This window comes from Hydrogenophaga crocea, from assembly GCF_011388215.1.
Classification (GTDB): domain Bacteria; phylum Pseudomonadota; class Gammaproteobacteria; order Burkholderiales; family Burkholderiaceae_C; genus Hydrogenophaga; species Hydrogenophaga crocea.
In genome coordinates this window covers 2,979,898-3,000,401 of the sequence record NZ_CP049989.1, presented here as the reverse complement: position 1 = coordinate 3,000,401, position 20,504 = coordinate 2,979,898, and the positions used below count along the sequence as shown (strand labels likewise).

Sequence of the window (20,504 nt, the reverse complement as noted above, 5' to 3'; positions counted from 1 at the left end):
GCGTTCATACCGTGCGAGCCGTCGATCGAATCTTTTCGGTGCTAGACGCATTCACTCCGGACAGGCCCAAGCTTGCGCTGCAAGAGATCAGCGACCGCATCGAGTTGCCCAAAGCCACGGCCTTTCGTCTCGTCAACAGCCTGTGCGACGCTGGATACCTGGTGCGACTGGACGATCAGAAGTACTGCCTGTCGATGAAGCTGATCAAGCTGGCAGGCGTTGTCGCCAGTGGCTTGAACATTCGCGATGTCGCGCATCCCATCATGGTGGAGATCGGCAATGCAACAGGCGAGACGGTCAGTCTGAATACCGCGATTGGCATGGACCGCGTGTGCATTGACGTGATCGAGTCGAGTTCGAGGCTCGTGCATATCGTCAAGCTGGGTGAACACGCGCCGCTGTTCTATGGTGCTACAGGCAAGGTACTGCTGGCACACCTGTCGAAGGAAGAACAAACCGCGACCATCAAGCGGCTGCCGACAGATTTCCCCTCCAGCGCGAGCGAACTCAGGGCAGAGTTGGAAAAAATCCGGAGCCAGCGTTATGCCATCACGCGCAGCGAACGCGTGAAGGGTTCGTTGGCGATTTCGGTCGCCATCTTTGACATCAACGATCGCGGCCGCTACGCCGTCACGGTCACCGGTCCTGAGGATCGCATGCGCGGCGTTCTGGATCGCAACCTCACGCTCATGCTCGACGCGCAGAGTGACATTTCTTCGAAGATGGGCTCGGGGGTGTTTTCCGTAGTGAAATGAAGCGCGTCAAAGCAACTGCAATCGCAGCGAGCGCACGTCGCGCACCTGGTCGATATTCCAGAGTTGATCGAGCAGTTTCTTCGCACCGTCCGTAGAAATCACCGGCGACGCGAGCTCAAGAAACTTTTCACTCACCTGTTCGTCCGTGAGAGGCGCTTCTGGATCCCCGATCCGATGTGGCTGAAAGTGATTGAGCACTTGTCCACTCTTGAGCACCACTTGCACGTTTGCCGCGCGCATGCCGGGAAAGCGTCTCGTGAGTTCGGGGTCGGCCCGCAAATGGATGCGCGGCATCAGGTTCCGCACCGTGACGTCGAAGATGCGGTCGATATCAAAAGCCGCCATGCGCACCGAGCCGTGGTGTGCTGCGTGGGCCACCGCGTATGGGATGCTGAACTTGCATTCGAACGGCGACTTCGGCTCACGAATTCCCGCCACCTCCACCGCCGCACCGTAGGTCGAGATCTCGATGGACTCTATGTCGTTGACGCCGAAGCCGTGCTGCGCGCGCAATGCCAGCAAGCCGTCGATGGAGGCGAAGGTGTGGCCGCAGCAGCCGTGGTTCTTCACCGTCACGCTCTCGATGTTGAAACGCGAGCCGAGCCCTTCGGTGGCTTTGGACCAGTCGGGGCCATCTGCCAACGCCGCCCCGAATCCTGCCGAGCCCTCAAGGATGTCGAGCACACCGGTAACACCGCTTTCAGCGCCAAATGCAGACGTGACACCCACCCAAGCTGCATGCCCCGCATGCAGTGCCTTGGTCATCGCGTCGGAGCGGAAGGCCTGCTGCAGGCCCGAGGCAAACGTGGCCGAACTGGCCAGCGCATGTGCGGTGACTTCGGCCTTGGGTGAGAGCAGCACCGCGGCCGCGGCCGCGCCGCCAAAGCACCCCACCGTGCCGGTGGTGTGGAAGAACTTGTAGTGCGATGGTTGCACGGCCACGCCGATGCGGGTGGAAATCTCGTAACCCACCGTGATCGCCTCCAGCAAACGCGAGCCGGATGCGCAGAGGTGCTCGGCCACAGCCAGTGCCGCTGCCACGGTGGGACATCCAGGGTGATAGATCGCGTCGCGAAAGATGTCGTCGAATTCCACGGCGTGTGAGACGCTGCCATTGATCCAGGCGGCCGTCGCGGGAAACGAGGTGGTCTTCAGCCCGGGCAAACTGGCATTGCCGACGCCCAGTTCATGTCGGTGCGCGGCCATGAGGTTGGCCGCAGGCGCGATGCGTGTCCCGGGAAAAAGCGCGGAGAACCAGTCCACCAGCGCACGCTTGGCCGCGTGGCTCACTGTCGGTGGCAAGCCGTCAGCCACTTGTCTTGCCGCGAATTGCGCGAGTTCATCAATCACCATGGCTGAACCTCAGAGCGCGCTGTGGCCGGTGATGTCGCGCCCGGCGATCAGCGTCAGTACCTCGTAGGTTCCATCAGGAATGGTGAGCATCTTGATGTCGCGGGTGTGCTGCTCGACGCCGGTCTCGGTGGCCAGACCCATGGCGCCACACAACCTCATCGCTATGCTGGCCGCGCGCTCCGCCACCGCTACGCCCTGGCGTTTGGCCATGGCCGACAAGGCCTGCGTTGAGGCGCCGCGGTCGGCGGCGTCGAGCGCGCTGTAACACAGCAGCCGAGCGCTCTGGATCGAGGCGTCGATATCGACCAGTGCCTCCTGGATGAGTTGCTTGCTCGCCAGCAAAGCACCAAATTGCTCGCGCCCTTTGACATGCTCTATCGCCACGTCGCGTGCTCGTTCAGCGGCCCGCAGGCCCAACAAGCCCAGCAGCGGTCGATTGACGAGCCAAGCTTGAGTAAGCGTCTTCATGGTGCTGTTTTCGCTGCCGATCGCGTTGCTTCGAGGTACTGCGACTTGGTCGAAGGTCAGCTCGCTCAGGTGACCTTGCTGCAGCCCTACGCAGGGGATTTCGCTGGCATGGAACGGGGAGACCTCACGCTCCACGATGTAGCGACGAAACTCGCCATCTTTCTCGGATTTCCCCGTTACGAAGGCCACATCGGCGATCGTCCCGTTGGTGATCCACTGCTTGGTTCCGGTCAGAAAATGCATCGCACCGTCGTCTGACTCGCGTGCGCGCAACCGGATACTTCGCGGGTCCGACCCCGTGGTCGGCTCGGTGGACGCGGTGCAGGCGATCTTGCGGCCCGCGAGCAAGTCGGCGATGAGTTGCGGAAAATCCTTGGTTGCACCGCTTGCACACAGGCGTGAGGTGGTGCCATCGTGTGCTATCAATGCGAGCGCTATGACCGGCGGCAACTGCTCGAAGGCGAGACCGTACTCCAGCGTGCTCAGGCCGCTGCCACCTTCTTCTTCTGGCACGCGCGCGCCAGTGAGGCCGAATTCGGCCAGCACCTCGAAGATCTGCAGCATGACTGCCTTTGACAGTGGCTGGTTTTTCGGGTATTTGGCCAGCCACGGATAGAGCTTCTGCTCCGACAACCGGATGGCGGCGTCCTGGAGTTGGCGTTGATCAGAAGTGAGATCGAAGTTCATACCCGTTACACCATCGTAAAGCCGCCATTGATGCTGACCACCTGGCCCGTCATCCAGGCCGCGCGGTCACTGAGGAGAAACGCCACCATGGGCGCGATGTCGCCGGGTTCTCCGATGCGCCGCAACGGGTACATCTTCTGGACCGTCTGCACGCGGCGTTGATACTTCTCTTCACCCATTTGTGCACGCATCGCTTCCTCGCGCTTCATGCGAAGTGGTGTGTTGGTGGCGCCGGGCGAGACGATGTTGGCCGTTATGCCACTGGGCCCCATCTCCTGTGCAATCGACTTGATCAATGCCGTCACGCCAGCTTTGGCGGCCGCGTAGTACGACAGGCGCGCCTGTCCGCCGCGGGCCGAGTCAGACGAGAAGCACACGATGCGGCCTGACTGCTGGGTTTTCATGATCGGGAGCAGGGCGTGCAGACAGTACATGGGACCGAGAAGGCAGACGTCGAGCATGCGTTTCCAATCTGCAGGAGACGATTCCTCGAAGGTCTTGTCATCCAAGATCGCCGCACAATTGACGAATCCGTCGATGCGACCGTAGGTCTTCATCGTTGCCTCCACCATCGCTTGCACCGACTGGGGTTGCGTAAGGTCGACTTCCACGAATGAAACCTGGGTGCGTGCGCCCAGCTCGGCAACGGCGGCCTGGCCCGCGCTGACATTGACGTCAGCCAGCATCAGGCGCGCACCGGCATGCGCCAGCTCACGTGCCACCTCTAGGCCTATGCCCTGCACTCCGCCGGTGATAAGCACCGCCTTGTCCTGCATTCCAAGATCCATCGATGTCTCCTATGAAACCCTTTACCCGACCTTCGGCGCGCGTTGCGGAAAGCTGCGTTCGAACACGCCCTCGGCAATGCGATTCTTGAGCATTTCGATCGAACCACCTGCGATCATCCAGCCGCGAATGCGGCGCACGCAGTACTCGACGATCGATTCTTGGCTGAAGCCCATGCCGCCCATCACTTGCAGTGCTTCGTTGGCCACGAACCATCCGGCCTCGTTGCACGCGAGCTTGGCCATGGCCGTGCTCTGTGCACTCGGCAGGTCATGTTCTCCTTCCATCGCTGCCTTGTACAAAAGCAGTTGCGCCTGCTCCAACCGCATGTGCATGTCGGCGAACTTCCACTGCAGTCCCTGGAATTCGCACAAGGGTCGTCCAAACTGTTTGCGGTTTAGTGCGTGCTCGCGTGCAATGTTGAATGAGTGGCGGCCCAGGGCCAACGAGCGCGATGCATTGCCCAGGCGCTCCACATTGAAACCAGCAATCTGCTTCTTGAATCCCCCTGGGCCCAACAGCAGGTTGCTGGCTGGTACCCGTGCGTTCTCGAAGTACAACTGGCTCCACTGCTCGCCGTTCATGAAACTCGCAGGTTTGCCGACGGTGAAGCCCGGCGTGCCCTTCTCGATCAACACGGAACCGATGTTCTCCAGTCCCGGGCCAAATCGCACGTAGACCAGAAAGAGCTCAGCCTCGGGGCTGTGGGTCGAGAAGATCTTGCTGCCATTGATGAGGTAGCCATCGCCATCGGCTGTGGCACTGGTACGCAACTCGGTCACCGCAGAACCCGCATCGGGCTCAGTCATGCCCAGCGAGATGAGTTTTCGCCCTCCCAGCAAGTCAGGAAGGAAGCGTTGTTTTTGTTCGTTGGTGGCGTACTCCACCATGGTGCGGATCGGACCGAAGTTGCCGGCCTGCACGATGTCGGCGCTCTTGGGGCATACCAGCGCCACCTCCTGAATTGCCAACACCGCCTGCATCAGGGTGCCACCTTGGCCTCCGTCTGCTTGAGAAAAGGCGATGCCGAACAGGCCTTGCTCCGACAGCATGCGCGCGACCTCCCATGGGTAGCTTGGGGAGTGGGCACGCTCCAGCGCACCGCCGGCCAGCTTGGCACGAGCGAAGCGGGCGACGGCGTCGGCAAATGCTTGGTCATCCGGGCTGAGTTCGAAGTTCATGTGTAGCACCTTCATGGTTTCGTACAATAAAACCGGTTTCAATGGATAGCATACACGACTTTTGATCATTGAGGTGGTCATCACGGTGGCATGGCTTCATGCTCAACGCGAAAGGGCCTTGGCGGCGCCTGGGTGCGCCCGAGTCGGTGGAGGCCATCCTGGCGCTGCAAGACGATCACCCGCACTTCGGTGAAGTGATCCAGTTCGTGGCGAACCATGTGGCGCTGCAGAAGATGCGCAGTGCGGCGCCAGGACATGAAAGCGCGAAGCGTGAAAACGGCGCCCAAGCCAGCGGAACGGGAAAGAAGGCCCGAGCAGGGAAGGGCAAGTCCAAGGCGGCAATCGCGGACACGGGCGTGCCCGGTGAAGAAGAAGGAACGCCGCCCGTTCGCCTGCCGCCCTTGCTGCTCTTCGGGCCGCCGGGGGTGGGCAAGACCCACTTCTGCGAATCCCTGGCCAAGGTGCTCGGCGTGCCGGTGCGTCGCCACCCGATGGATCAGGCCGAATGGGCTGCTGCCGGTCTCGTTGACACCGACCTAAGCTTCTTGAGCTTGCTCGAACTGTGCGGGACTGAGATACCCTGACTCGACCGTGAAGGACATGGCGACGCTTACATTGGTCACTGACCATCTCTTCTGGCCGGGGATCCCCCAGATGCTGGGTTGGGTCGAGGGCCTGAAGCAGAAAACACCCTCTAACTATGTTCCTAAACCATCCGAAGCCATGACAGCGGAGTTCCTCGATCGATAGACGCGGGTCATACAGAGACCTGGCCACGCCTCCTCGCGATCCCGCAGTGCGAACGACCTTGTCCCAGCGAGTCGGCGACAGCGCAAACTGCTTGGCTCGGATGCGTCGGAGACAGCCTTTCCAGGCACGGCTACGGTCGGGCAGAGATCAACACGGGGGCGCCTCCTCGTGTGCAACAGCTCAAGGGGTATTCACGGTTTGGCCACCGGCGTGCTGGCGCGTAAGTGGTCCACCAGCAGACGGCCCACGCGAGACAATGAGTCGTCTGATCGTATGCACAGTGAGAGTTGCCGGTGCGCCCAAGGCTCAGCAAGGCGGACAGCACGAATTGCCAGTGTGCCGTGGTAGAGGCTTGCACTTTTGCGCGGAAGAACGCCTATGCCCAGGCCTGCGTGGACCATGAGACACAGCGCGTCAAAGCTCGTGACCTGGATGCGCAACCTCAGCGGCAAGCCCACAGCGGAGGCCGCCGTAGTAAGCAGGTTGTTGATGGCACTGCCGGGATGCGCACCCACAAAGTCATAGGCCAGCGCGTCGGCCAGCCGCACGCTTTTGCGCCGCGCCAGTGGGTGGTCCTTGGGCACCGCCAGTATCAGTTCGTCCAGGTGGTAAGGCAGCAATTCGATTCTCTCGCCGTAGTGGCCTGCATTGAGAATGCCCACGTCGGCCGCGTTCTCAGCCACTGAGCGCGCGATCACGGTGCTTATCTGCTCTTGCAAACGCACGTCCACCTGCGGGTACAGCGCCATAAAGCGCTGCAGCTCGGCGGGTAGAAACTGTGTGATGGCCGAGATGTTGGCCACGATGCGTACGTGACCGCGCACACCGCTGCCGTACTCTTGCATTTGACTGGCAATGCCGTCCATGTCGTTGAGGACACCTCGAGCCAGATTGAGCAACGCAAACGCGGCGGCGGTGGGTTCAGTGCCCTTGTTGCTACGGGTGAAAAGGCTCACACACAGTGAGGCCTCCAACTCAGCCATCCGGCGGCTAACGGCCGACGCGGCCAAATGCTCGCGCGCGGCCGCAGCAGCTATGGTGCTTTCCTTCATCACGGCAACGAACAGGCGCAGGGAAACAGGGTCGAGCTTCATCGCGAGTCGATGATAGCGTGCCATGCCGTATTGCGATGGCAGCCTCACGCATCAGCGTTTTGCAGAGCCCAACGTTGCGCGCATCATTCCCTTCACATGAGACAACATCGAATCAATTCTTCAATGGGAGGGGGCCTCGCCGCCGGTGCCCTGCAGGGCTTGCGCGTGATTGAAATGGGCCAACTCATTGCCGGCCCCTTCTGCGGCAAGACGCTGGGCGAGTTCGGCGCTGATGTCATCAAGATCGAGGCGCCCGATGGCGGCGACCCGCTGCGCTCCTGGCGCCTCGTCAAGGAAGGTACATCCGTTTGGTGGCAGGTGCAGTCGCGCAACAAGCGATCGTTGGCGCTGGACCTGCGTCAACCGCAGGGCCAGGAAATCGCTCGCCTCCTCATCGCTGAGGCTGACGTGCTGATCGAGAACTTCCGGCCCGGCACCCTTGAAAGTTGGGGGATGTCGCCCGATGAAATCCACGCGCTCAACCCAGGGTTGGTGATCCTGCGCATTTCGGGCTATGGCCAGACAGGGCCCTATCGGGACCTGCCGGGCTTCGGCGCCATCGGAGAGGCGATGGGAGGCTTGCGTCACCTGACGGGTGAGCCCGGGCGCGCGCCAGTGCGAGTGGGCGTTTCTCTCGGTGACACCCTGGCCGCGCTGCACGGCACCATCGGCGTTCTGATGGCGCTATATCACCGGAATGTGCATGGCGGCCCGGGGCAGGTGATCGACGTAGCTTTGCACGAAGCGGTGTTCAACGTGATGGAGAGCCTGATCCCCGAATACAGCGCCTTCGGCGCGGTGCGCGAAGCCGCTGGCAGCGCGCTGCCAGGTATCGCGCCCAGCAACGCGTATCCCTGTCAGGACGGGTGGGTGCTGGTGGCGGGCAATGGCGACAGCATCTTCAAGCGGCTCATGGGCGCCATTGGCCGGCAAGACCTGGGCGATGCGCCCGACCTGGTCGGCAACGCCGGCCGGGTGGCTCGGGTGGACGAGATCGACACCGCCATCGCGGCCTGGACCGTCGTGCACACCGTGCAGCAGGTGATGGACATCCTGGCGGCCGCCCGTGTGCCGGCTGGGAAGGTCTACACCGCCAAGGACATCGCCGAGGACCCGCACTACCGAGCTCGCGACATGATGCTGCCCCAGGTCACCCGAGATGGCTATACGGTGGAAGTGCCCGGCATCGTGCCCAAGCTCTCCGCAACGCCCGGCAGCATCCGCAGCAGTGCGCCACACCTTGGTGACGACACCGACACCGTGCTCGCTGAGGCCGGCCTCACGACGGAGCAGATCGGGTTGCTGCGCACCAAGGGGGTGATCCGATGAACGCCAGTGTCTGGAACGGCTCGGGCCGGCGCATCCGCATACAGGAGGTAGGCCCACGCGACGGCCTGCAAATGGAAGCCCGGTTCGTGCCGACCAAAGAGAAGATTGCGCTGATCAATGCGCTCTCCTCCTGCGGGCTGGAGAAAATCGAGGTCACTTCCTTCACATCGCCTGCCGCTGTCCCGGCGCTGCGAGACGCTGAAGTTGTGATGCGTGAGATCGAACGGCGCCCAGGTGTCATGTACACCGCCCTGGTGCCGAACGTGCGCGGCACGGAACGGGCCATTGAGGCCCGAGCCGACGAGGTCAATCTCGTGATGTCGGTGAGCGAGACACACAACCGCTGCAATCTGCGCATGTCGCGCAGTCAATCGCTTTCGGCGCTGACAGAGGCAATCTCCCTGGCACGCTCATCCGATGTGCCAACGAATGTCTCGCTCTCCTGCGTTTTTGGATGCCCCATGGAAGGAGACGTTTCCAAGGAAGAAGTGTCTGACTGGATACAGCGGTTCGTCGACATGGGGGTGCAGGGCATCACGCTGTGCGACACCACCGGCATGGCTTTCCCGCTGCAGGTGGTCGAGTTGGCGACGCATGCCCGTTTGGCCCAGTACACGGGAGTGGACTTCACGCTGCACTTTCACAACACGCGCGGCATGGGTCTGGCGAACTTGCTGGCGGCCATAAGTACTGGCCTCGACCGGTTCGATGCAGCCTTGGGCGGGCTGGGAGGTTGCCCGTATGCGCCTGGCGCCTCAGGGAACGTTTGCACAGAAGAAATCGTGCACGCCCTCGATCTCATGGGCTACGACACCGGCATAGATTTATCCCAACTCGTAGAGGCGGCCGCCCGCTTGCCCAGTCTGGTCGGACACGATGTCCCAAGCCAGATCGTCAGAGCCGGGCTCCGCCTGGATTTGCACCCCATACCGAACGATGCGGGCATCAAGTCCAAACCTGGAATGGTTGCAGCAGGTGCCAAGCGCCAGACAGTGGACGCCCATGCTCCAAGCCCACTTCTACTGACTAAGCACAGATGATGTCTCAGCAAGTTCGACGCCAATGGGTACATATCCAGTACCCCGAGCCCGCCCAAGCAACGGAAACCTATGGGTTCTCTGGAAGCCAGGGAATGATCAATCTGGAAGGCCTACTGATCCGCCCCGCGCACGGAGAGGGCAGCACTGTGTTCCTCATGATGCACCCCAGTTCAACCCTGCAACTGATGCCGCTTCCCTCAGCGTTGGCATGTGCAGGCCATGCGGTCTTGTGCATGGGAAGTCGCTACGCAAGGAACGACACAGCGCTGGTCTACGAGAAGGTCCTCCTGGATCTTGGTGCTTGTGTCAGATACGCCAAGGAGCAATTGGGCTATCGCCAAGTCGTCCTGCTGGGATGGTCCGGTGGCGGCTCGCTGGCGCTGTACTACCAATCCCAAGCGGAGAATCCGACGGTCACAGCAACTCCGGCTGGCGACCCGATCAACCTGAAGGCTGCGGCTCTCTGGCCCGTTGACGGCATTGTCTTGGAGGCCGCGCATCGCTCTCGTGCCCGGTGTCTGTTGGACTGGATCGACCCCTCGGTGATCGACGAGAACGCACCTGATCGGCGCAATCCAGAATTGGATCTGTACAGTCCCTCACTGCCAGTGCGGCCGCCATATCCGCCCGACTGGTTGGCGGCGTATCGCGAGGCGCAACGTGCACGGCTTCAACGCATCACCGCGTACGTTCAGGAAACCCTCGCGATGCTGCGCCAATGCGGAGGGGCTGAAATGGAGCGCGGACTCCTCACCCATCGCACGATGGCCGATCCACGATTCCTGGACGGCAGCATCGAACCCAATGACCGCCTTATAGGGCGCTGCTACCTGGGGATTCCAGAAACGGTCAACAGCGGGCCCGTGGGATTGGGACGATTCTCCACGCTGCGCTCCTGGCTCTCCCAATGGTCTCTGGAGTTTTCCTTGGCCGATGGAGAGACATGCGCGCGCGGTGTAACGGCGCCCCTGCTTGCCATCGAACACAGTGCCGACGATGCCGTGCCCCAGCCCGATGTCCGTCGAATGCACGACGCGTGTGCGAGCCCAGACAAGCAGTTTCGCGTGATACCACGTGCCAATCACTATTTTCAAGGACAGCCGGAGCAACTGGCCCAGGGCGTCGAGCTCATCCGAACCTGGACGCTGCAGCACGACTGGTGACAGTCTTTCAACCACCCCACAGGAGTTTCTATGGATCGTCGAGTGTTCAATTTGTCTCGTCGCAACCTGATCGCAGCCGCAGCAGGAAGCTTCGTCATTCCCGTTGCCGCACAGGGATTTCCATCGCGCGCGATTCGAATCGTCGTTCCGTACCCGGCCGGAGGCACGACTGATATCTTGGCCCGCCTGATTGGCCCCAAACTGCAAGAAGCCCTCGGGCAGACCGTGATCGTGGAAAACAAGGCGGGGGCGGCCACCAATTTGGGTGCGGAGTTCGTCGCGCGAGCCCCGGCAGACGGACACACCATCCTGCTTGGCACCAATGTGACCTTTTCCGTCAATCCGCACCTCTATCGCGGTCTCAGCTTTAACGCCCAACGGGACTTCACACCGTTGGTTCCCATCGCCTTGACTCAGACGGTTCTGCTCGTTCATCCATCGGTGCGCGCCCACAGCGTTCGAGATCTGATCGCCTTGGCCAAGGAGCAGCCCGGAAAGCTGAGCTACGGTTCGTATGGAAGTGGCTCACTCGCACACCTGGCTGCGGCTCAATTCGCGACCATGGCGGGCATCGAAATGAATCATGTGCCTTACAAGGGCTCGGCACCAGCGATGACCGATCTGATTGGCGGCCACATACAACTCATGTTCGACAACATCGTTACGGCACTGCCCAATGCAAAGGCCGGCTCCGTCAGGGCGCTGGCCGTATCCGGTGCCCGCCGCTCCCTTGCAGCTCCCGAGCTACCGACAGTCGCAGAATCAGCGCTCAAAGGATACGAGGTCGCTGGGTGGTTCGGATTTGCAGCGCCCGCGGCCACGTCTTCCGTTGTTGCCGAGAGAATCAGCGAGGAGATCAACAAGATTCTCGCGCTAAAAGAGATTCGGGACCGCATCATCGCCTCTGGTGCAGAGCCGATGATCTACTCGCCGCAGGAATTCGTGCGCTTCATTCAGTCAGACTATCTGAGGGCCGGAGAGCTCGTGCGGGTTTCAGGTGCCAAAGCCGAGTAGCCGCTTCTCTTGAACCCGCGGCGAAGCGCGAACGGCACGGACTGAGGCCATTGCGCGCGGCAATGCGTACCAGGAAGCACTTGGACACTGGTCTCACGCTGCTTGTTCGCTTCCACGTCCGCTACAAGGCAGGTCCGCACTTCGAGCTTCGGCTTGCGCGTGATCCACATCTCTGCCGTCATATCCGACAAGGCCATTGCGCTGAAGTGAGTACACAACACACGCCAGCGCCGCTTGGCGCACTGGATGGCCTCAATGAACCCGACGTACTCGGCTCTCCTGCCTCGACTGCCGATCGTGGCACCGCAGCTTTACATCGCGGCCGGCATCTCGGGGGTCATCCAGCGCTTAGCGGGCATGAAGGACTCCAATGTGATCATGGCGATCAAAAAGGACCCGATGGCGCCGAACTTCTCGGTCGCCGACTACGGCCTGGGAGCCGATTTCTTCGAGACCCTGCCCAAGCTGGACAAAGCCCGCTGATGGAGCCACCCGCTGCCCCGCCGGGCGCTCACATATCCAGCACCAGGGAGTCGGAGCGGCAGCCCGACACGCAGATCATCATCGACTGATTGGCGGCGCGCTCTTCCTTGGTGAGGATGCTGTCCCGGTGGTCTACCTCGCCCGCCAGAACCTTGGTCTCGCAAGCCCCGCAGATGCCTTCCCTGCAGCTGTAGCTGGGGATGATGCCCGCCTCCATGATGGCGTCGAGCAGGGTGGTGCCAGGCGGTACCTGGAGGATCCGGGCGCTGCGGCGCAACTCCACGGTGCAGCCCTTGGCGTTGACAGGGACCTCCCCCTCCTGCTTCACGGCAGCGAAACGCTCCAGGTGCACGTGGCTGTAGCCCAGGTCATCGCAGGCCTGCTGATAGGCGTTCAGCATGGGGCCGGGGCCGCAGCCATAGAAGTGGGTCTCGCCCGGGTGGCCGGCCAGCAGCCTGCGCAGGTCGGGCGGCGCGGCGGCTTCGTCATCAAAATGCAAGCGCAGCCGGAACAGGTCCGAGGTCCTGGATTCCAGTTCCTGCACGAAGGCCGCTTCCCGGCGGGAGCGTGCGCAATAGAGCAGTTCCGCGGGGCGGCCCAGGGCGGCCAGCCGATCCAGCATGCACAACATGGGCGTGATGCCGATGCCTCCAGCCACCAGCACCGACTTCGGCGCGCTTTCTTCGAGCGGGAAATTGTTGCGCGGCGGCGAGATCTCCAGGACATCGCCCACGCGCAGCTTCTCGTGTACGTGCTTCGATCCCCCGCGGCTCTGGCGGTCCTTGAGCACACCCAGCACGTAACGCTGCCCGTCGGTGACCGGGTTCATCAGCGAGTAGCTTCGAATCAGCCCCTGGCCCAGGTGAAGGTCGATGTGGGCGCCGGCGGTGTGCGCGGGGAAGACCGTGTCTGGCGTGGCCGGTCGCAACTCGACGCTGACGATGCCAGGGGCTTCGTACCTCAGGTTGTAGACGAGGGCTGAGAGCAGGGCGGTGGACATGGGTTCGCAGCAGAGGCGGCACAAGCCGGGAGTTACATGATGTGCAGGCCGCCGTCCACCATCAGCGTGGTGCCGGTGATGAAGGAGGCCTCGCCCGAGGCCAGCCAGAGGATCGGCGCGGCGATTTCTTCGGGGCGGGCCCAGCGGCCGATGAGAGAGGTGTCCTTGCGCTCGGTGCTGAGTTGCTCCACGCTCTTGCCCGCCGCCGAGGCGCGGCCCACGTGGAAGTCGGTCAGCGTGGAGCCCGGACACACCGCGTTGGCGCGCACGCCGTGCGTCGATTCCTCGAACGCCAGCGTGCGCGTGAAGGCAAGTTGCGCGGCCTTGGTGGCGTCGTACAGCGCCATGCCCCGGCGGCCGGTGACGGCGTAGCACGAGGAGACGTTGACAATGGCGCCCGCGCCCGAGCGGCGCAGCGCCGGCAGCGCGGCCTGGCAGTAGTTGGACATGCCCGCCAGGTTCACCGCCACGATGGCCTGCCAGTCGGCGGGCGACACTTCTGCCGCCGGCAGGTAGTTGCGCATGGCGGCGTTGTTCACCAGCGCGTCGAGCCCGCCCCACTCGTTCACGCACCGCGCCACGGCGGCCTGCGCGCCGGCCGGGTCCGACACGTCGGCCGCGATGCCCATCACGCGCGCCTCGGGCTGCGCCTCAAGGATCGCCGCGCGCGTGCGCTCCAGCGCCTGCGGATCGGCGTCCACCATCGCCACCGCCGCGCCTTCGCGGCAGAACAGGGCGGTCGCGGCCGCGCCGATGCCGGCGCCCCCGCCCGTGATCAAGGCCACCTTGCCGGCCAATCGAAACGATGCCATGTCCGCTCTCAATCCAGCTTGATGCCGTTGTCCTTGATGACCTTGCCCCAGAGTTTGATCTCCGAGGCGATCCAGGCGCTGAACTGCTGCGGCGTGCTGGCGATCACCTCGAACTCCATCTCGTGCAGGCGGGCCTGGATGTCGGGCGACTTCAGGATCTTCACCATCTCGTCGTTGTAGCGCTTGATGATGTGCGGCGGCGTGCCCGCCGGCGCGAGGAAACCGATCCACGAGGTGGCCTCGAAGCCCTTCAGGCCCGACTCGTCCAGTGTGGGCACGTCGGGCGTGCTGGGGAATCGCTTGAGGCCGGTGCTGGCCAGCAGGCGCAGCTTGCCTTCCTTGACGAAGCCCTGCACGTTGCCCGGCACGAAGAATCCGGTCTGCACCATGCCGGCCACCAAGTCGGACACCGCGGGCGCGGCACCCCGGTAGGGGATGTGCGTGATGTTGAAGCCGGCCTCCGACTTCATCATCTCCATCGTCAGGTGCGAGGCGCTGCCCACCGAGACCGAGCCGTAGTTCAGCTTCTCGGGGTTCGACTTGGCGGTGGCGATGAAGTCCTTGACATTGGTGATGCCCGTAGCCGGGTTCACCACCAGGTACTGCGGCGCCTTCACCGCCAGCGTGATGGGCGCCAGGTCCTTCACCGGGTCGTAGGGCATCTTGCTGAGAAGGGTCACGTTGATGGCGAGTGGCCCGTTGTAGCCCACCAGCAGGTTGTGTCCGTCGGGCGCGGACTTCACGACGTCCAGTGACCCGATGGTGCCGCCCGCGCCGCCCTTGTTCTCCACCACGAAGGGCTGGCCGAACACCTCCTGCAGCTTGGGTGCCACAAGGCGCGCGAGCACGTCGTTGGTACTGCCCACGATGGGCACCATGATGCGCACCGGCTTGGTGGGCTTCCAGTCGGCCGCGCTCTGCGCCCACGAAGGGCTGGCGGTGGCCACGCCCAGCAGGGCGGCGGCGAGAAGGGATCGGCGTGGAAACATGCCTTGTCTCCTGTAGTTGGTGTGGTCGAACCAGCTCAGGCCTTCACAGGCTGAACACCGGCTTGTGAATGCTGTTGGCCAGGTGCTCCCTGGCCCACTCGACGGGGTTCTGCTCCTTGGGCAGCAGCACGCCGGCGGGCCGCACCCGCTGTTGGCTGGCGTCCAGCGCGGGCGGGGTGGTGCCCTGTTCGATGCCCATCGCGGCTTCCGACAACATGCGCCGCGCCATCACGATGGCCTTGTCGGTGGGCAGCAGTTGCTCGGCCTCGTGGTTCTGGATGGAGCCCATGCTTTCCTGCAGCGAGTAGTCCTGCGCAGAGAAACCGAAGATGCCGCTGTACGAACGCTTCTCGCGCTGCGCGACGCGGTCCATGCCGTAGTCGTTGTCGCGGTTGGCCTTGGGGACGAAGCTGCCCGGCGCCTCGTACTCCACGTGGATGCCCTGGCCGGCTTCCATCGCCGCACGCTCCTCGGCCGTCAGCGGGTGGAAGGGCTGCCAGTTGATGCTCCAGGCCCAGCAGTGGTGGTCATCGATGGGCACCCAGACGTGGCCACCCAGCGCGTGCTCGCCGAAGGGCGCGATCAGCGTGAACCAGGGGAACAGCCACTGCGTGACGCGCCAGTAGTACGAGTCGGGCTCGCCATTGCGGCGGCCGAACAGGCCCAGGCCGTAGGGCGTCTTCTCGATCTCGAATACCACGTTGCCGTCGGCCTTGATGTAGTCCAGCGCCTTCACGCCCTGGTGCATCGGGTCGGTGTCCACCTCGTAGCGGTGCACGTAGGACACGTGGGCTGTGTCGATACCGCCTTCCATGGCCTGCAGCCAGTTGCTGTACTGCAGCCGCTTGGACACGAACACGTGGCTGTCGGGAAGCGTGCACCACTCGATCTCGGGCGGCGCGGGCTGGTGTTCGGCCGGGCCCATGTAGGTCCAGACGATGCCGCCGCGCTCCACGCAGGGGTAGCCCTTGATGTGCATGCGCGCGCAGGACTGGGGCGAGGACGGCACGTCCACGCACTTGCCGTCGCCGTCGAACTTGACGCCGTGGTACGCGCAGCGGATGCCGTTTTCCTCATTGCGGCCGAAGTACAGCGAAACGCCGCGGTGCGAACAGAACTCGCTGATCAGGCAGGCCTTGCCGTCCGTGTTGCGAAAGGCCAGCAGCTTCTCGCCCAGCAGCTGCACGCGCACCTGCGGGCCGTCGGCCTCGGGGATTTCGCTCGACGCCAGCGCCGGCACCCAGTAGCGGCGCAGCAGCTCACCCATGCGGGTGCCGGGGCCTACGCGGGTCAGCGTTTCGGACATTTCCTTGTTCATCGGGGTATCTCCATTTGTCCACAAGATGATTCTTGAGTCCATTTTACGGACAAGTGATGCCTTGTCAAGTATTTGATTTATGTGTTCGCTCTGCGGACAATGCTGAGCTACCATCGTGGGAACACAACCGTCAGCAGACTATGAACAGCATCGAAGAAAGCGAAAAAAGCGAAAAAGCTGAAAAACTGGGGGACAGTGTCCGAGCCGTGGACAGGGCGCTGGAGATCCTGATGGCCTTCACGGCCACCGACCATCGCCTGACGGCGGGCGAACTGGTCAAGCGCGTGGACCTGAGCCGCCCCACGCTGTACCGCCTGCTGCGCACGCTGGAGCACAAGGGTTTCATCGTGTCCTCGGGCGAGCCGCAGCGCTTCGAGCTGGGCCCGTCGGTGGCAAACCTGGCGCACGTATGGAGCGCGGGCCTGGACATCGCCACTGTGGCGCAGCCCATGATGCGCCGCCTGTGGGAGGCCACGGGCGAGACCGTGTCGCTGCTGGTCCACCAGGGCGCCATGCGCACCTGCGTGGCCGAGCTGCCCAGCGCGCAGCCGCTGAGTTTCAAGCGCGGCGTGGGCTACAGCACCGACGTGACCCTGGGCGCCAGCGGCCGCGTGATCCTGGCGCACGTGGCCTCACCCGAGGCCTACCTTGGCGGCGAGGGCGCGCGCGACGCCGATCTCGTGGCCTACCTCGACCGCTTGCGGACCATCCGCGAGCAGGGCTACGAGATCAGCCGCGACGAACTCATCAAGGGCGCCGTGGCCATGGCCGTGCCCTACTTTGGCGGCGACGGCCAGGTGAAGGGGTCGCTGGCGGTGTTCGGCCCCGGCGTGCGCGTGGACGAGGAGCGCGTGCGCGCCATCGTGTTCGTGCTCAAGGAAGAGGCCCGCAAACTCTCGCAGGCCTTGGGGCAGCGTTAGCGCCTGGGCGCCGGCCGAGGCGGCGCCAGCTCTGGGGTCAGACCCCCAGGTGCTGCTCCAGCAGGCCTGGCTGCGCGAGCAGTTCCTTTGTGGCCCCCTCGAACACCACCTCACCCTTCACCAGAATCACGTTGCGATCGGTGATCTGCGTGACGTGCTTCCAGTTCTTGTCCACGATCACGCTGCTGATGCCGCTCTCGCGGATCAGGCCGCAGATGCGCCAGATCTCGCGCGCGATCAGCGGGGCCAGGCCTTCGGTGGCCTCGTCGAGGATCAACAGGTCGGGGTTGGTCATCAGCGCACGGCCGATGGTGAGCATCTGCTGCTCGCCGCCGCTCAACTGCTGGCCGCCGTGGCCCAGGCGTTCGGCCAGGCGCGGGAAGGTGTCGAGCACGCGCTCATAAGTCCATTCGCGCTGGCCTTGGGTGCCGGGCCGCGCGGCCATCACCAGGTTTTCCTTCACGCTCAGGTTGCCAAAGATGCCGCGGCCTTCGGGCACGTAGGCAATGCCCTGGCGCGCCACGTTGTAAGGCGAGGCGCCGGTCATGTTGCGGCCCTTCACCTGCACCGTGCCGCCGCTGGGTTTGACCAGGCCCATGAGCGACTTGAGCAGCGTGGTCTTGCCCATGCCGTTGCGGCCCATGAGGCCGATGGTCTGCGCCGGGCCGACAGTGAAATCGACACCGCGCAGGATGTGGCTCTGGCCGTAGTGCGTGTGCAGGCCGCTGGCTTCGATGATGGCGCTCATCAGTGTTCCTCGCCCAGGTAGGCGGCCTGCACGCCTTCGTCGTTTCGGATCTGTTGCGGCGTGCCGCTGGCGATCACCTGGCCGTTGACCATCACGGTCAGCACGTCGGCCAGCGCGAACACGGCGTCCATGTCGTGCTCCACCAGCATCACGGCGTGTTCGGCCTTCAGGCGCTGCAGCAATGCCACCATCGATTCGGCTTCCGCCGCGCCCATGCCGGCCAACGGCTCGTCGAGCAGCAGCACCGTGGGTTCGGTGGCCAGCGTCATGGCGATTTCGAGTTGGCGTTGTTCGCCGTGGCTGGTGGCGGCGGCCACGGTGTGGGCGCGTGCGGTGAGGCCCGCGAGTTCCAGCGCGCGTTCGCAGCGGCGGTTCACGTCGGCCAGCTTCGACGCCGCGCTGAACCAGTGCAGCGGGTTGAAGGGCGCGTGGCGCTCGCGCGATTGCGCGGCCAGGCGCACGTTGTCCCACACGGTGAAGGGCAGGAAGATGTTGGTCTTCTGGTAGCTGCGGCCCAGGCCCTGGCGCGAGATGCGCTCGGGCGATTTGCCGTGGATGCCCTGCCCGTTGAGCGCGATCTGCCCGCTGGTGGGCGGCAGGTCGCCCGAGAGCAGGTTGGTCAGCGTGGACTTGCCCGCACCGTTGGGGCCGATGACCGCGTGGATGCGGCCGCGGTGCAGATCGACCGACACATCGTTGACGGCGGCGAGGCCGCCGAAGCGCTTGACCAGGTTCTTCGCGGAAAGCTGCAGGTCGCTCATGCCTTGCCTCCGCGCTTGCTGTAGCGGTCGATCAATCCAAGCAGACCGCGCGGCGCAACGATGACCACCAGCACGATGAAGCCACCCATGAGCAGTTGCCAGTGCTTGGTCATGTCCTTGAACAGGTGCATGACGTACTCGAACGCGAACGCGCCGACGATGGCGCCGGCGAAGTTGCCCATGCCGCCGAGGATGACCATCATGATCGCGTGCGCGCTCATGTGGAAACCCATGAGCTCGGGGTTCACGAAGCCGGTCTGCGCGGCCCACAGGTAGCCGGCCACGCCCGCCAGTGCGCCCGCCAGCGTGAAGGCCGTGAGCTTGTAGCCGAAGGTGCCATAGCCCACGGCGCGCATGCGGTGCTCGTTCACGCGGATGCCCGCGAGCACACGGCCGAAGGGCGAGAACAGCAGGCGGCGCAGCGCGAAGTACAGGCCGATCAGCACCACGAGCGTGAAGTAATAGAAGACGGTCTTGCTCTCGAGGTCGATGCCGAGCGCCGTGGCGTCGGGGCGGAAGTTCACGTAGATGCCGTCGGAGCCGCCGAGCGCCTTGTTGTCGAAGAACAGGAAGAACACCATCTGCGCGAAGGCCATGGTGACCATGATGAAGTAGATGCCGTGCGTGCGGACGACGAAGAAGCCGATGATCAGCGCGGCCAGACCCGCGGCCAGCGCGGCCGCCGGAAGCGACCACCACAGTGCGATCGGTGCATCGGCCGGCGTCATGAAAGCCAGCGCGTAGCCCGCCAGGCCGAAGAAGGCCGCGTGCCCCAGCGACACGAGTCCGCTCACACCTTGCAGCAGATCGAGGCTCATCGCAAAGATGGCCAGGATCATCATCTGCGACAGCATGCCGAGGTAGAAGTCGCTGCCCGCAATGGGCAGCAGCGGAAAGGCCGCGAGCGCGATGGCGCCCAGCGCGAGCACGAACTGGATGCTGCGCGGCAGTTTTTCGAGTTGGGCTTTGGCGGTGCTCATTGTTTGAACAGGCCTTCGGGTTTGTAGAGCAGCACGAGCGCCATCAGCATGTAGACCGCCATGCCCGCAATCTGCGGCACGAGCACCTTGCCGAAGGTGTCCACCAGCCCCACCAGCAGGGCGGCCACGAGCGCACCGCGCACCGAGCCGATGCCGCCAATGACCACGACCACGAAGCACATGATGAGCACCGAGCTGCCCATGCCCGGGTACACGCTGGCGATGGGCGAGGCGATCACGCCAGCGATGGCGGCCAGGCCCACGCCGAGCGCGAACACCACGCCGTGGATCAGGCGGATGTTCACGCCGAGCGATTCGGTCATGTCGCGGTTGAAGGCGCCGGCGCGGATCTTCATGCCCAGGCGCGTCTTGCTGATGAGCAGGTACAGGCCGATGGCGAGCACGATGCACACGGCCGACATGACCAGCCGGTAGACCGGGTAGGACAGCGTGTCGGTGAGCGGGATCGACCAGTTCAGCAGCTCGGGCACTTGCACGGCGTGCACGTCGTCGCCCCAGAAGATGGAGCGCATCTCTTCGAAGATGTAGATCAGGCCGAAGGTGAGCAGCACCTGGTCGAGGTGGTCGCGGTGGTAGAAGTGGCGAAACAGCAACCACTCCAGCAACCAGCCGAAGGCCACCGCGAGCAGCGTACCGAGCACGATGGCCAGCGTGAGGCTGCCGAGCAGCGACGTGAAGTACCACGCGAGGTAGGCACCGATCATGTAGAAGCTGCCGTGCGCGAGGTTGACCACGCCCATGATCCCGAAGATCAGCGTGAGGCCGGCGGCCAGCATGAACAACAGCAGGCCGTACTGGACGCTGTTGAGCAGCTGGATGAGGAAATTGGCGAAGTCCATCGTTTCAGCAAGC

20 protein-coding genes and 1 pseudogene are annotated in these 20,504 nt (G+C 63.6%); 8 read left to right on the top strand and 13 right to left on the bottom strand.

What is annotated here, in order from left to right; genetic code table 11:
* Window positions 1–11 precede the first annotated feature (11 nt).
* Window positions 12–755: an IclR family transcriptional regulator gene (locus G9Q37_RS14045; protein ID WP_166228023.1), complete on the top strand. Its 744-nt coding sequence runs from the start codon at window positions 12–14 to the stop codon at window positions 753–755.
* 6 nt (window positions 756–761) lie between these two features.
* Here G9Q37_RS14045 and G9Q37_RS14040 read toward each other — a convergent pair whose 3' ends face one another.
* From G9Q37_RS14040 to G9Q37_RS14025, 4 genes are read right to left on the bottom strand one after another with little or no spacing between them, the layout of a single operon-like run.
* Window positions 762–2,108, bottom strand: a complete 1,347-nt coding sequence (locus tag G9Q37_RS14040; RefSeq protein WP_166228021.1) for an MmgE/PrpD family protein — start codon at window positions 2,106–2,108, stop codon at window positions 762–764.
* Window positions 2,109–2,117: 9 nt separating this feature from the next.
* The gene (locus G9Q37_RS14035) at window positions 2,118–3,263 is read right to left on the bottom strand and encodes an acyl-CoA dehydrogenase family protein (protein WP_166228020.1); all 1,146 of its coding nucleotides are present in this window, start codon (window positions 3,261–3,263) and stop codon (window positions 2,118–2,120) included.
* Between the two features lie 5 nt (window positions 3,264–3,268).
* Complete coding sequence (locus tag G9Q37_RS14030) at window positions 3,269–4,051, bottom strand: SDR family NAD(P)-dependent oxidoreductase (protein ID WP_166228018.1); 783 nt, start codon at window positions 4,049–4,051, stop codon at window positions 3,269–3,271.
* Window positions 4,052–4,072: 21 nt separating this feature from the next.
* Window positions 4,073–5,230 carry an acyl-CoA dehydrogenase family protein gene (locus tag G9Q37_RS14025; protein WP_166228016.1) on the bottom strand — a complete coding sequence of 386 codons (1,158 nt, stop codon included), beginning with the start codon at window positions 5,228–5,230 and terminating at the stop codon, window positions 4,073–4,075.
* Between the two features lie 98 nt (window positions 5,231–5,328).
* Between G9Q37_RS14025 and G9Q37_RS14020 the strand changes: the two genes are divergently transcribed.
* The gene (locus G9Q37_RS14020; protein WP_166228014.1) at window positions 5,329–5,814 is read left to right on the top strand and encodes an AAA family ATPase; all 486 of its coding nucleotides are present in this window, start codon (window positions 5,329–5,331) and stop codon (window positions 5,812–5,814) included.
* A gap of 357 nt (window positions 5,815–6,171) precedes the next feature.
* Here G9Q37_RS14020 and G9Q37_RS14015 read toward each other — a convergent pair whose 3' ends face one another.
* Complete coding sequence (locus G9Q37_RS14015; protein ID WP_166228012.1) at window positions 6,172–7,074, bottom strand: LysR family transcriptional regulator; 903 nt, start codon at window positions 7,072–7,074, stop codon at window positions 6,172–6,174.
* 123 nt (window positions 7,075–7,197) lie between these two features.
* Here G9Q37_RS14015 and G9Q37_RS14010 point away from each other — a divergent pair, with 123 nt between their 5' ends.
* The 5 genes and pseudogenes from G9Q37_RS14010 to G9Q37_RS13990 all read left to right on the top strand — a co-directional run.
* Window positions 7,198–8,403 carry a CaiB/BaiF CoA transferase family protein gene (locus G9Q37_RS14010; protein WP_166228010.1) on the top strand — a complete coding sequence of 402 codons (1,206 nt, stop codon included), beginning with the start codon at window positions 7,198–7,200 and terminating at the stop codon, window positions 8,401–8,403.
* A complete protein-coding gene (locus G9Q37_RS14005) occupies window positions 8,400–9,443 on the top strand; it encodes a hydroxymethylglutaryl-CoA lyase (protein WP_166228008.1) in 1,044 nt (347 codons plus the stop codon). The genes G9Q37_RS14010 and G9Q37_RS14005 overlap by 4 nt, the downstream gene beginning before the upstream one ends.
* Before the next feature lie 92 nt (window positions 9,444–9,535).
* A complete protein-coding gene (locus G9Q37_RS14000; RefSeq protein ID WP_240936394.1) occupies window positions 9,536–10,606 on the top strand; it encodes an alpha/beta hydrolase in 1,071 nt (356 codons plus the stop codon).
* A 30-nt stretch (window positions 10,607–10,636) separates the two neighbouring features.
* The gene (locus G9Q37_RS13995; RefSeq protein ID WP_166228004.1) at window positions 10,637–11,620 is read left to right on the top strand and encodes a Bug family tripartite tricarboxylate transporter substrate binding protein; all 984 of its coding nucleotides are present in this window, start codon (window positions 10,637–10,639) and stop codon (window positions 11,618–11,620) included.
* Between the two features lie 294 nt (window positions 11,621–11,914).
* Window positions 11,915–12,103, top strand: a pseudogene (locus G9Q37_RS13990) (electron transfer flavoprotein subunit alpha/FixB family protein); the annotation flags it as partial.
* Between the two features lie 28 nt (window positions 12,104–12,131).
* Here the strand turns inward: G9Q37_RS13990 and G9Q37_RS13985 are convergent.
* Genes G9Q37_RS13985 through G9Q37_RS13970 form a run of 4 tightly spaced genes read right to left on the bottom strand, consistent with a single transcriptional unit; the run spans window position 12,132 to window position 16,222 of the window.
* Window positions 12,132–13,103: a PDR/VanB family oxidoreductase gene (locus tag G9Q37_RS13985; protein WP_166228002.1), complete on the bottom strand. Its 972-nt coding sequence runs from the start codon at window positions 13,101–13,103 to the stop codon at window positions 12,132–12,134.
* A gap of 32 nt (window positions 13,104–13,135) precedes the next feature.
* The gene (locus G9Q37_RS13980) at window positions 13,136–13,915 is read right to left on the bottom strand and encodes an SDR family NAD(P)-dependent oxidoreductase (protein WP_166228000.1); all 780 of its coding nucleotides are present in this window, start codon (window positions 13,913–13,915) and stop codon (window positions 13,136–13,138) included.
* A gap of 8 nt (window positions 13,916–13,923) precedes the next feature.
* Complete coding sequence (locus G9Q37_RS13975) at window positions 13,924–14,904, bottom strand: Bug family tripartite tricarboxylate transporter substrate binding protein (protein WP_166227998.1); 981 nt, start codon at window positions 14,902–14,904, stop codon at window positions 13,924–13,926.
* A gap of 43 nt (window positions 14,905–14,947) precedes the next feature.
* Window positions 14,948–16,222 (bottom strand): aromatic ring-hydroxylating dioxygenase subunit alpha, encoded by a 1,275-nt coding sequence (locus G9Q37_RS13970; RefSeq protein ID WP_166227996.1) that lies wholly within the window; start codon window positions 16,220–16,222, stop codon window positions 14,948–14,950.
* Between the two features lie 140 nt (window positions 16,223–16,362).
* On the opposite strand from G9Q37_RS13970, the gene G9Q37_RS13965 reads away from it, so the two are divergent.
* Window positions 16,363–17,142: an IclR family transcriptional regulator gene (locus G9Q37_RS13965; RefSeq protein WP_166227994.1), complete on the top strand. Its 780-nt coding sequence runs from the start codon at window positions 16,363–16,365 to the stop codon at window positions 17,140–17,142.
* 37 nt (window positions 17,143–17,179) lie between these two features.
* Here the strand turns inward: G9Q37_RS13965 and G9Q37_RS13960 are convergent, their stop codons facing one another.
* From G9Q37_RS13960 to G9Q37_RS13945, 4 genes are read right to left on the bottom strand one after another with little or no spacing between them, the layout of a single operon-like run.
* Complete coding sequence (locus tag G9Q37_RS13960; protein ID WP_420810289.1) at window positions 17,180–17,890, bottom strand: ABC transporter ATP-binding protein; 711 nt, start codon at window positions 17,888–17,890, stop codon at window positions 17,180–17,182.
* On the bottom strand, window positions 17,890–18,651 hold the full coding sequence (locus G9Q37_RS13955; RefSeq protein WP_166227992.1) for an ABC transporter ATP-binding protein: 762 nt from the start codon (window positions 18,649–18,651) through the stop codon (window positions 17,890–17,892). The genes G9Q37_RS13960 and G9Q37_RS13955 overlap by 1 nt, the downstream gene beginning before the upstream one ends.
* Window positions 18,648–19,631 carry a branched-chain amino acid ABC transporter permease gene (locus tag G9Q37_RS13950; protein ID WP_166227990.1) on the bottom strand — a complete coding sequence of 328 codons (984 nt, stop codon included), beginning with the start codon at window positions 19,629–19,631 and terminating at the stop codon, window positions 18,648–18,650. The genes G9Q37_RS13955 and G9Q37_RS13950 overlap by 4 nt, the downstream gene beginning before the upstream one ends.
* Window positions 19,628–20,491 carry a branched-chain amino acid ABC transporter permease gene (locus G9Q37_RS13945; RefSeq protein WP_166227988.1) on the bottom strand — a complete coding sequence of 288 codons (864 nt, stop codon included), beginning with the start codon at window positions 20,489–20,491 and terminating at the stop codon, window positions 19,628–19,630. The genes G9Q37_RS13950 and G9Q37_RS13945 overlap by 4 nt, the downstream gene beginning before the upstream one ends.
* Window positions 20,492–20,504 lie beyond the last annotated feature (13 nt).

Coding starts and splice junctions, on each gene's coding strand:
- G9Q37_RS13980 (WP_166228000.1), bottom strand. CDS start 13,915: ATGGCATCGTTTCGATTGGCCGGCAAGGTGGCCTTGATCACGGGCGGG.
- G9Q37_RS13955 (WP_166227992.1), bottom strand. CDS start 18,651: ATGAGCGACCTGCAGCTTTCCGCGAAGAACCTGGTCAAGCGCTTCGGC.
- G9Q37_RS13945 (WP_166227988.1), bottom strand. CDS start 20,491: ATGGACTTCGCCAATTTCCTCATCCAGCTGCTCAACAGCGTCCAGTAC.
- G9Q37_RS13970 (WP_166227996.1), bottom strand. CDS start 16,222: ATGAACAAGGAAATGTCCGAAACGCTGACCCGCGTAGGCCCCGGCACC.
- G9Q37_RS14010 (WP_166228010.1), top strand. CDS start 7,198: ATGGGAGGGGGCCTCGCCGCCGGTGCCCTGCAGGGCTTGCGCGTGATT.
- G9Q37_RS14035 (WP_166228020.1), bottom strand. CDS start 3,263: ATGAACTTCGATCTCACTTCTGATCAACGCCAACTCCAGGACGCCGCC.
- G9Q37_RS13975 (WP_166227998.1), bottom strand. CDS start 14,904: ATGTTTCCACGCCGATCCCTTCTCGCCGCCGCCCTGCTGGGCGTGGCC.
- G9Q37_RS14015 (WP_166228012.1), bottom strand. CDS start 7,074: ATGAAGCTCGACCCTGTTTCCCTGCGCCTGTTCGTTGCCGTGATGAAG.
- G9Q37_RS13985 (WP_166228002.1), bottom strand. CDS start 13,103: ATGTCCACCGCCCTGCTCTCAGCCCTCGTCTACAACCTGAGGTACGAA.
- G9Q37_RS14020 (WP_166228014.1), top strand. CDS start 5,329: ATGCTCAACGCGAAAGGGCCTTGGCGGCGCCTGGGTGCGCCCGAGTCG.
- G9Q37_RS13965 (WP_166227994.1), top strand. CDS start 16,363: ATGAACAGCATCGAAGAAAGCGAAAAAAGCGAAAAAGCTGAAAAACTG.
- G9Q37_RS14030 (WP_166228018.1), bottom strand. CDS start 4,051: ATGGATCTTGGAATGCAGGACAAGGCGGTGCTTATCACCGGCGGAGTG.
- G9Q37_RS13960 (WP_420810289.1), bottom strand. CDS start 17,890: ATGAGCGCCATCATCGAAGCCAGCGGCCTGCACACGCACTACGGCCAG.
- G9Q37_RS14025 (WP_166228016.1), bottom strand. CDS start 5,230: ATGAACTTCGAACTCAGCCCGGATGACCAAGCATTTGCCGACGCCGTC.
- G9Q37_RS13995 (WP_166228004.1), top strand. CDS start 10,637: ATGGATCGTCGAGTGTTCAATTTGTCTCGTCGCAACCTGATCGCAGCC.
- G9Q37_RS13950 (WP_166227990.1), bottom strand. CDS start 19,631: ATGAGCACCGCCAAAGCCCAACTCGAAAAACTGCCGCGCAGCATCCAG.
- G9Q37_RS14040 (WP_166228021.1), bottom strand. CDS start 2,108: ATGGTGATTGATGAACTCGCGCAATTCGCGGCAAGACAAGTGGCTGAC.
- G9Q37_RS14005 (WP_166228008.1), top strand. CDS start 8,400: ATGAACGCCAGTGTCTGGAACGGCTCGGGCCGGCGCATCCGCATACAG.
- G9Q37_RS14000 (WP_240936394.1), top strand. CDS start 9,536: ATGATCAATCTGGAAGGCCTACTGATCCGCCCCGCGCACGGAGAGGGC.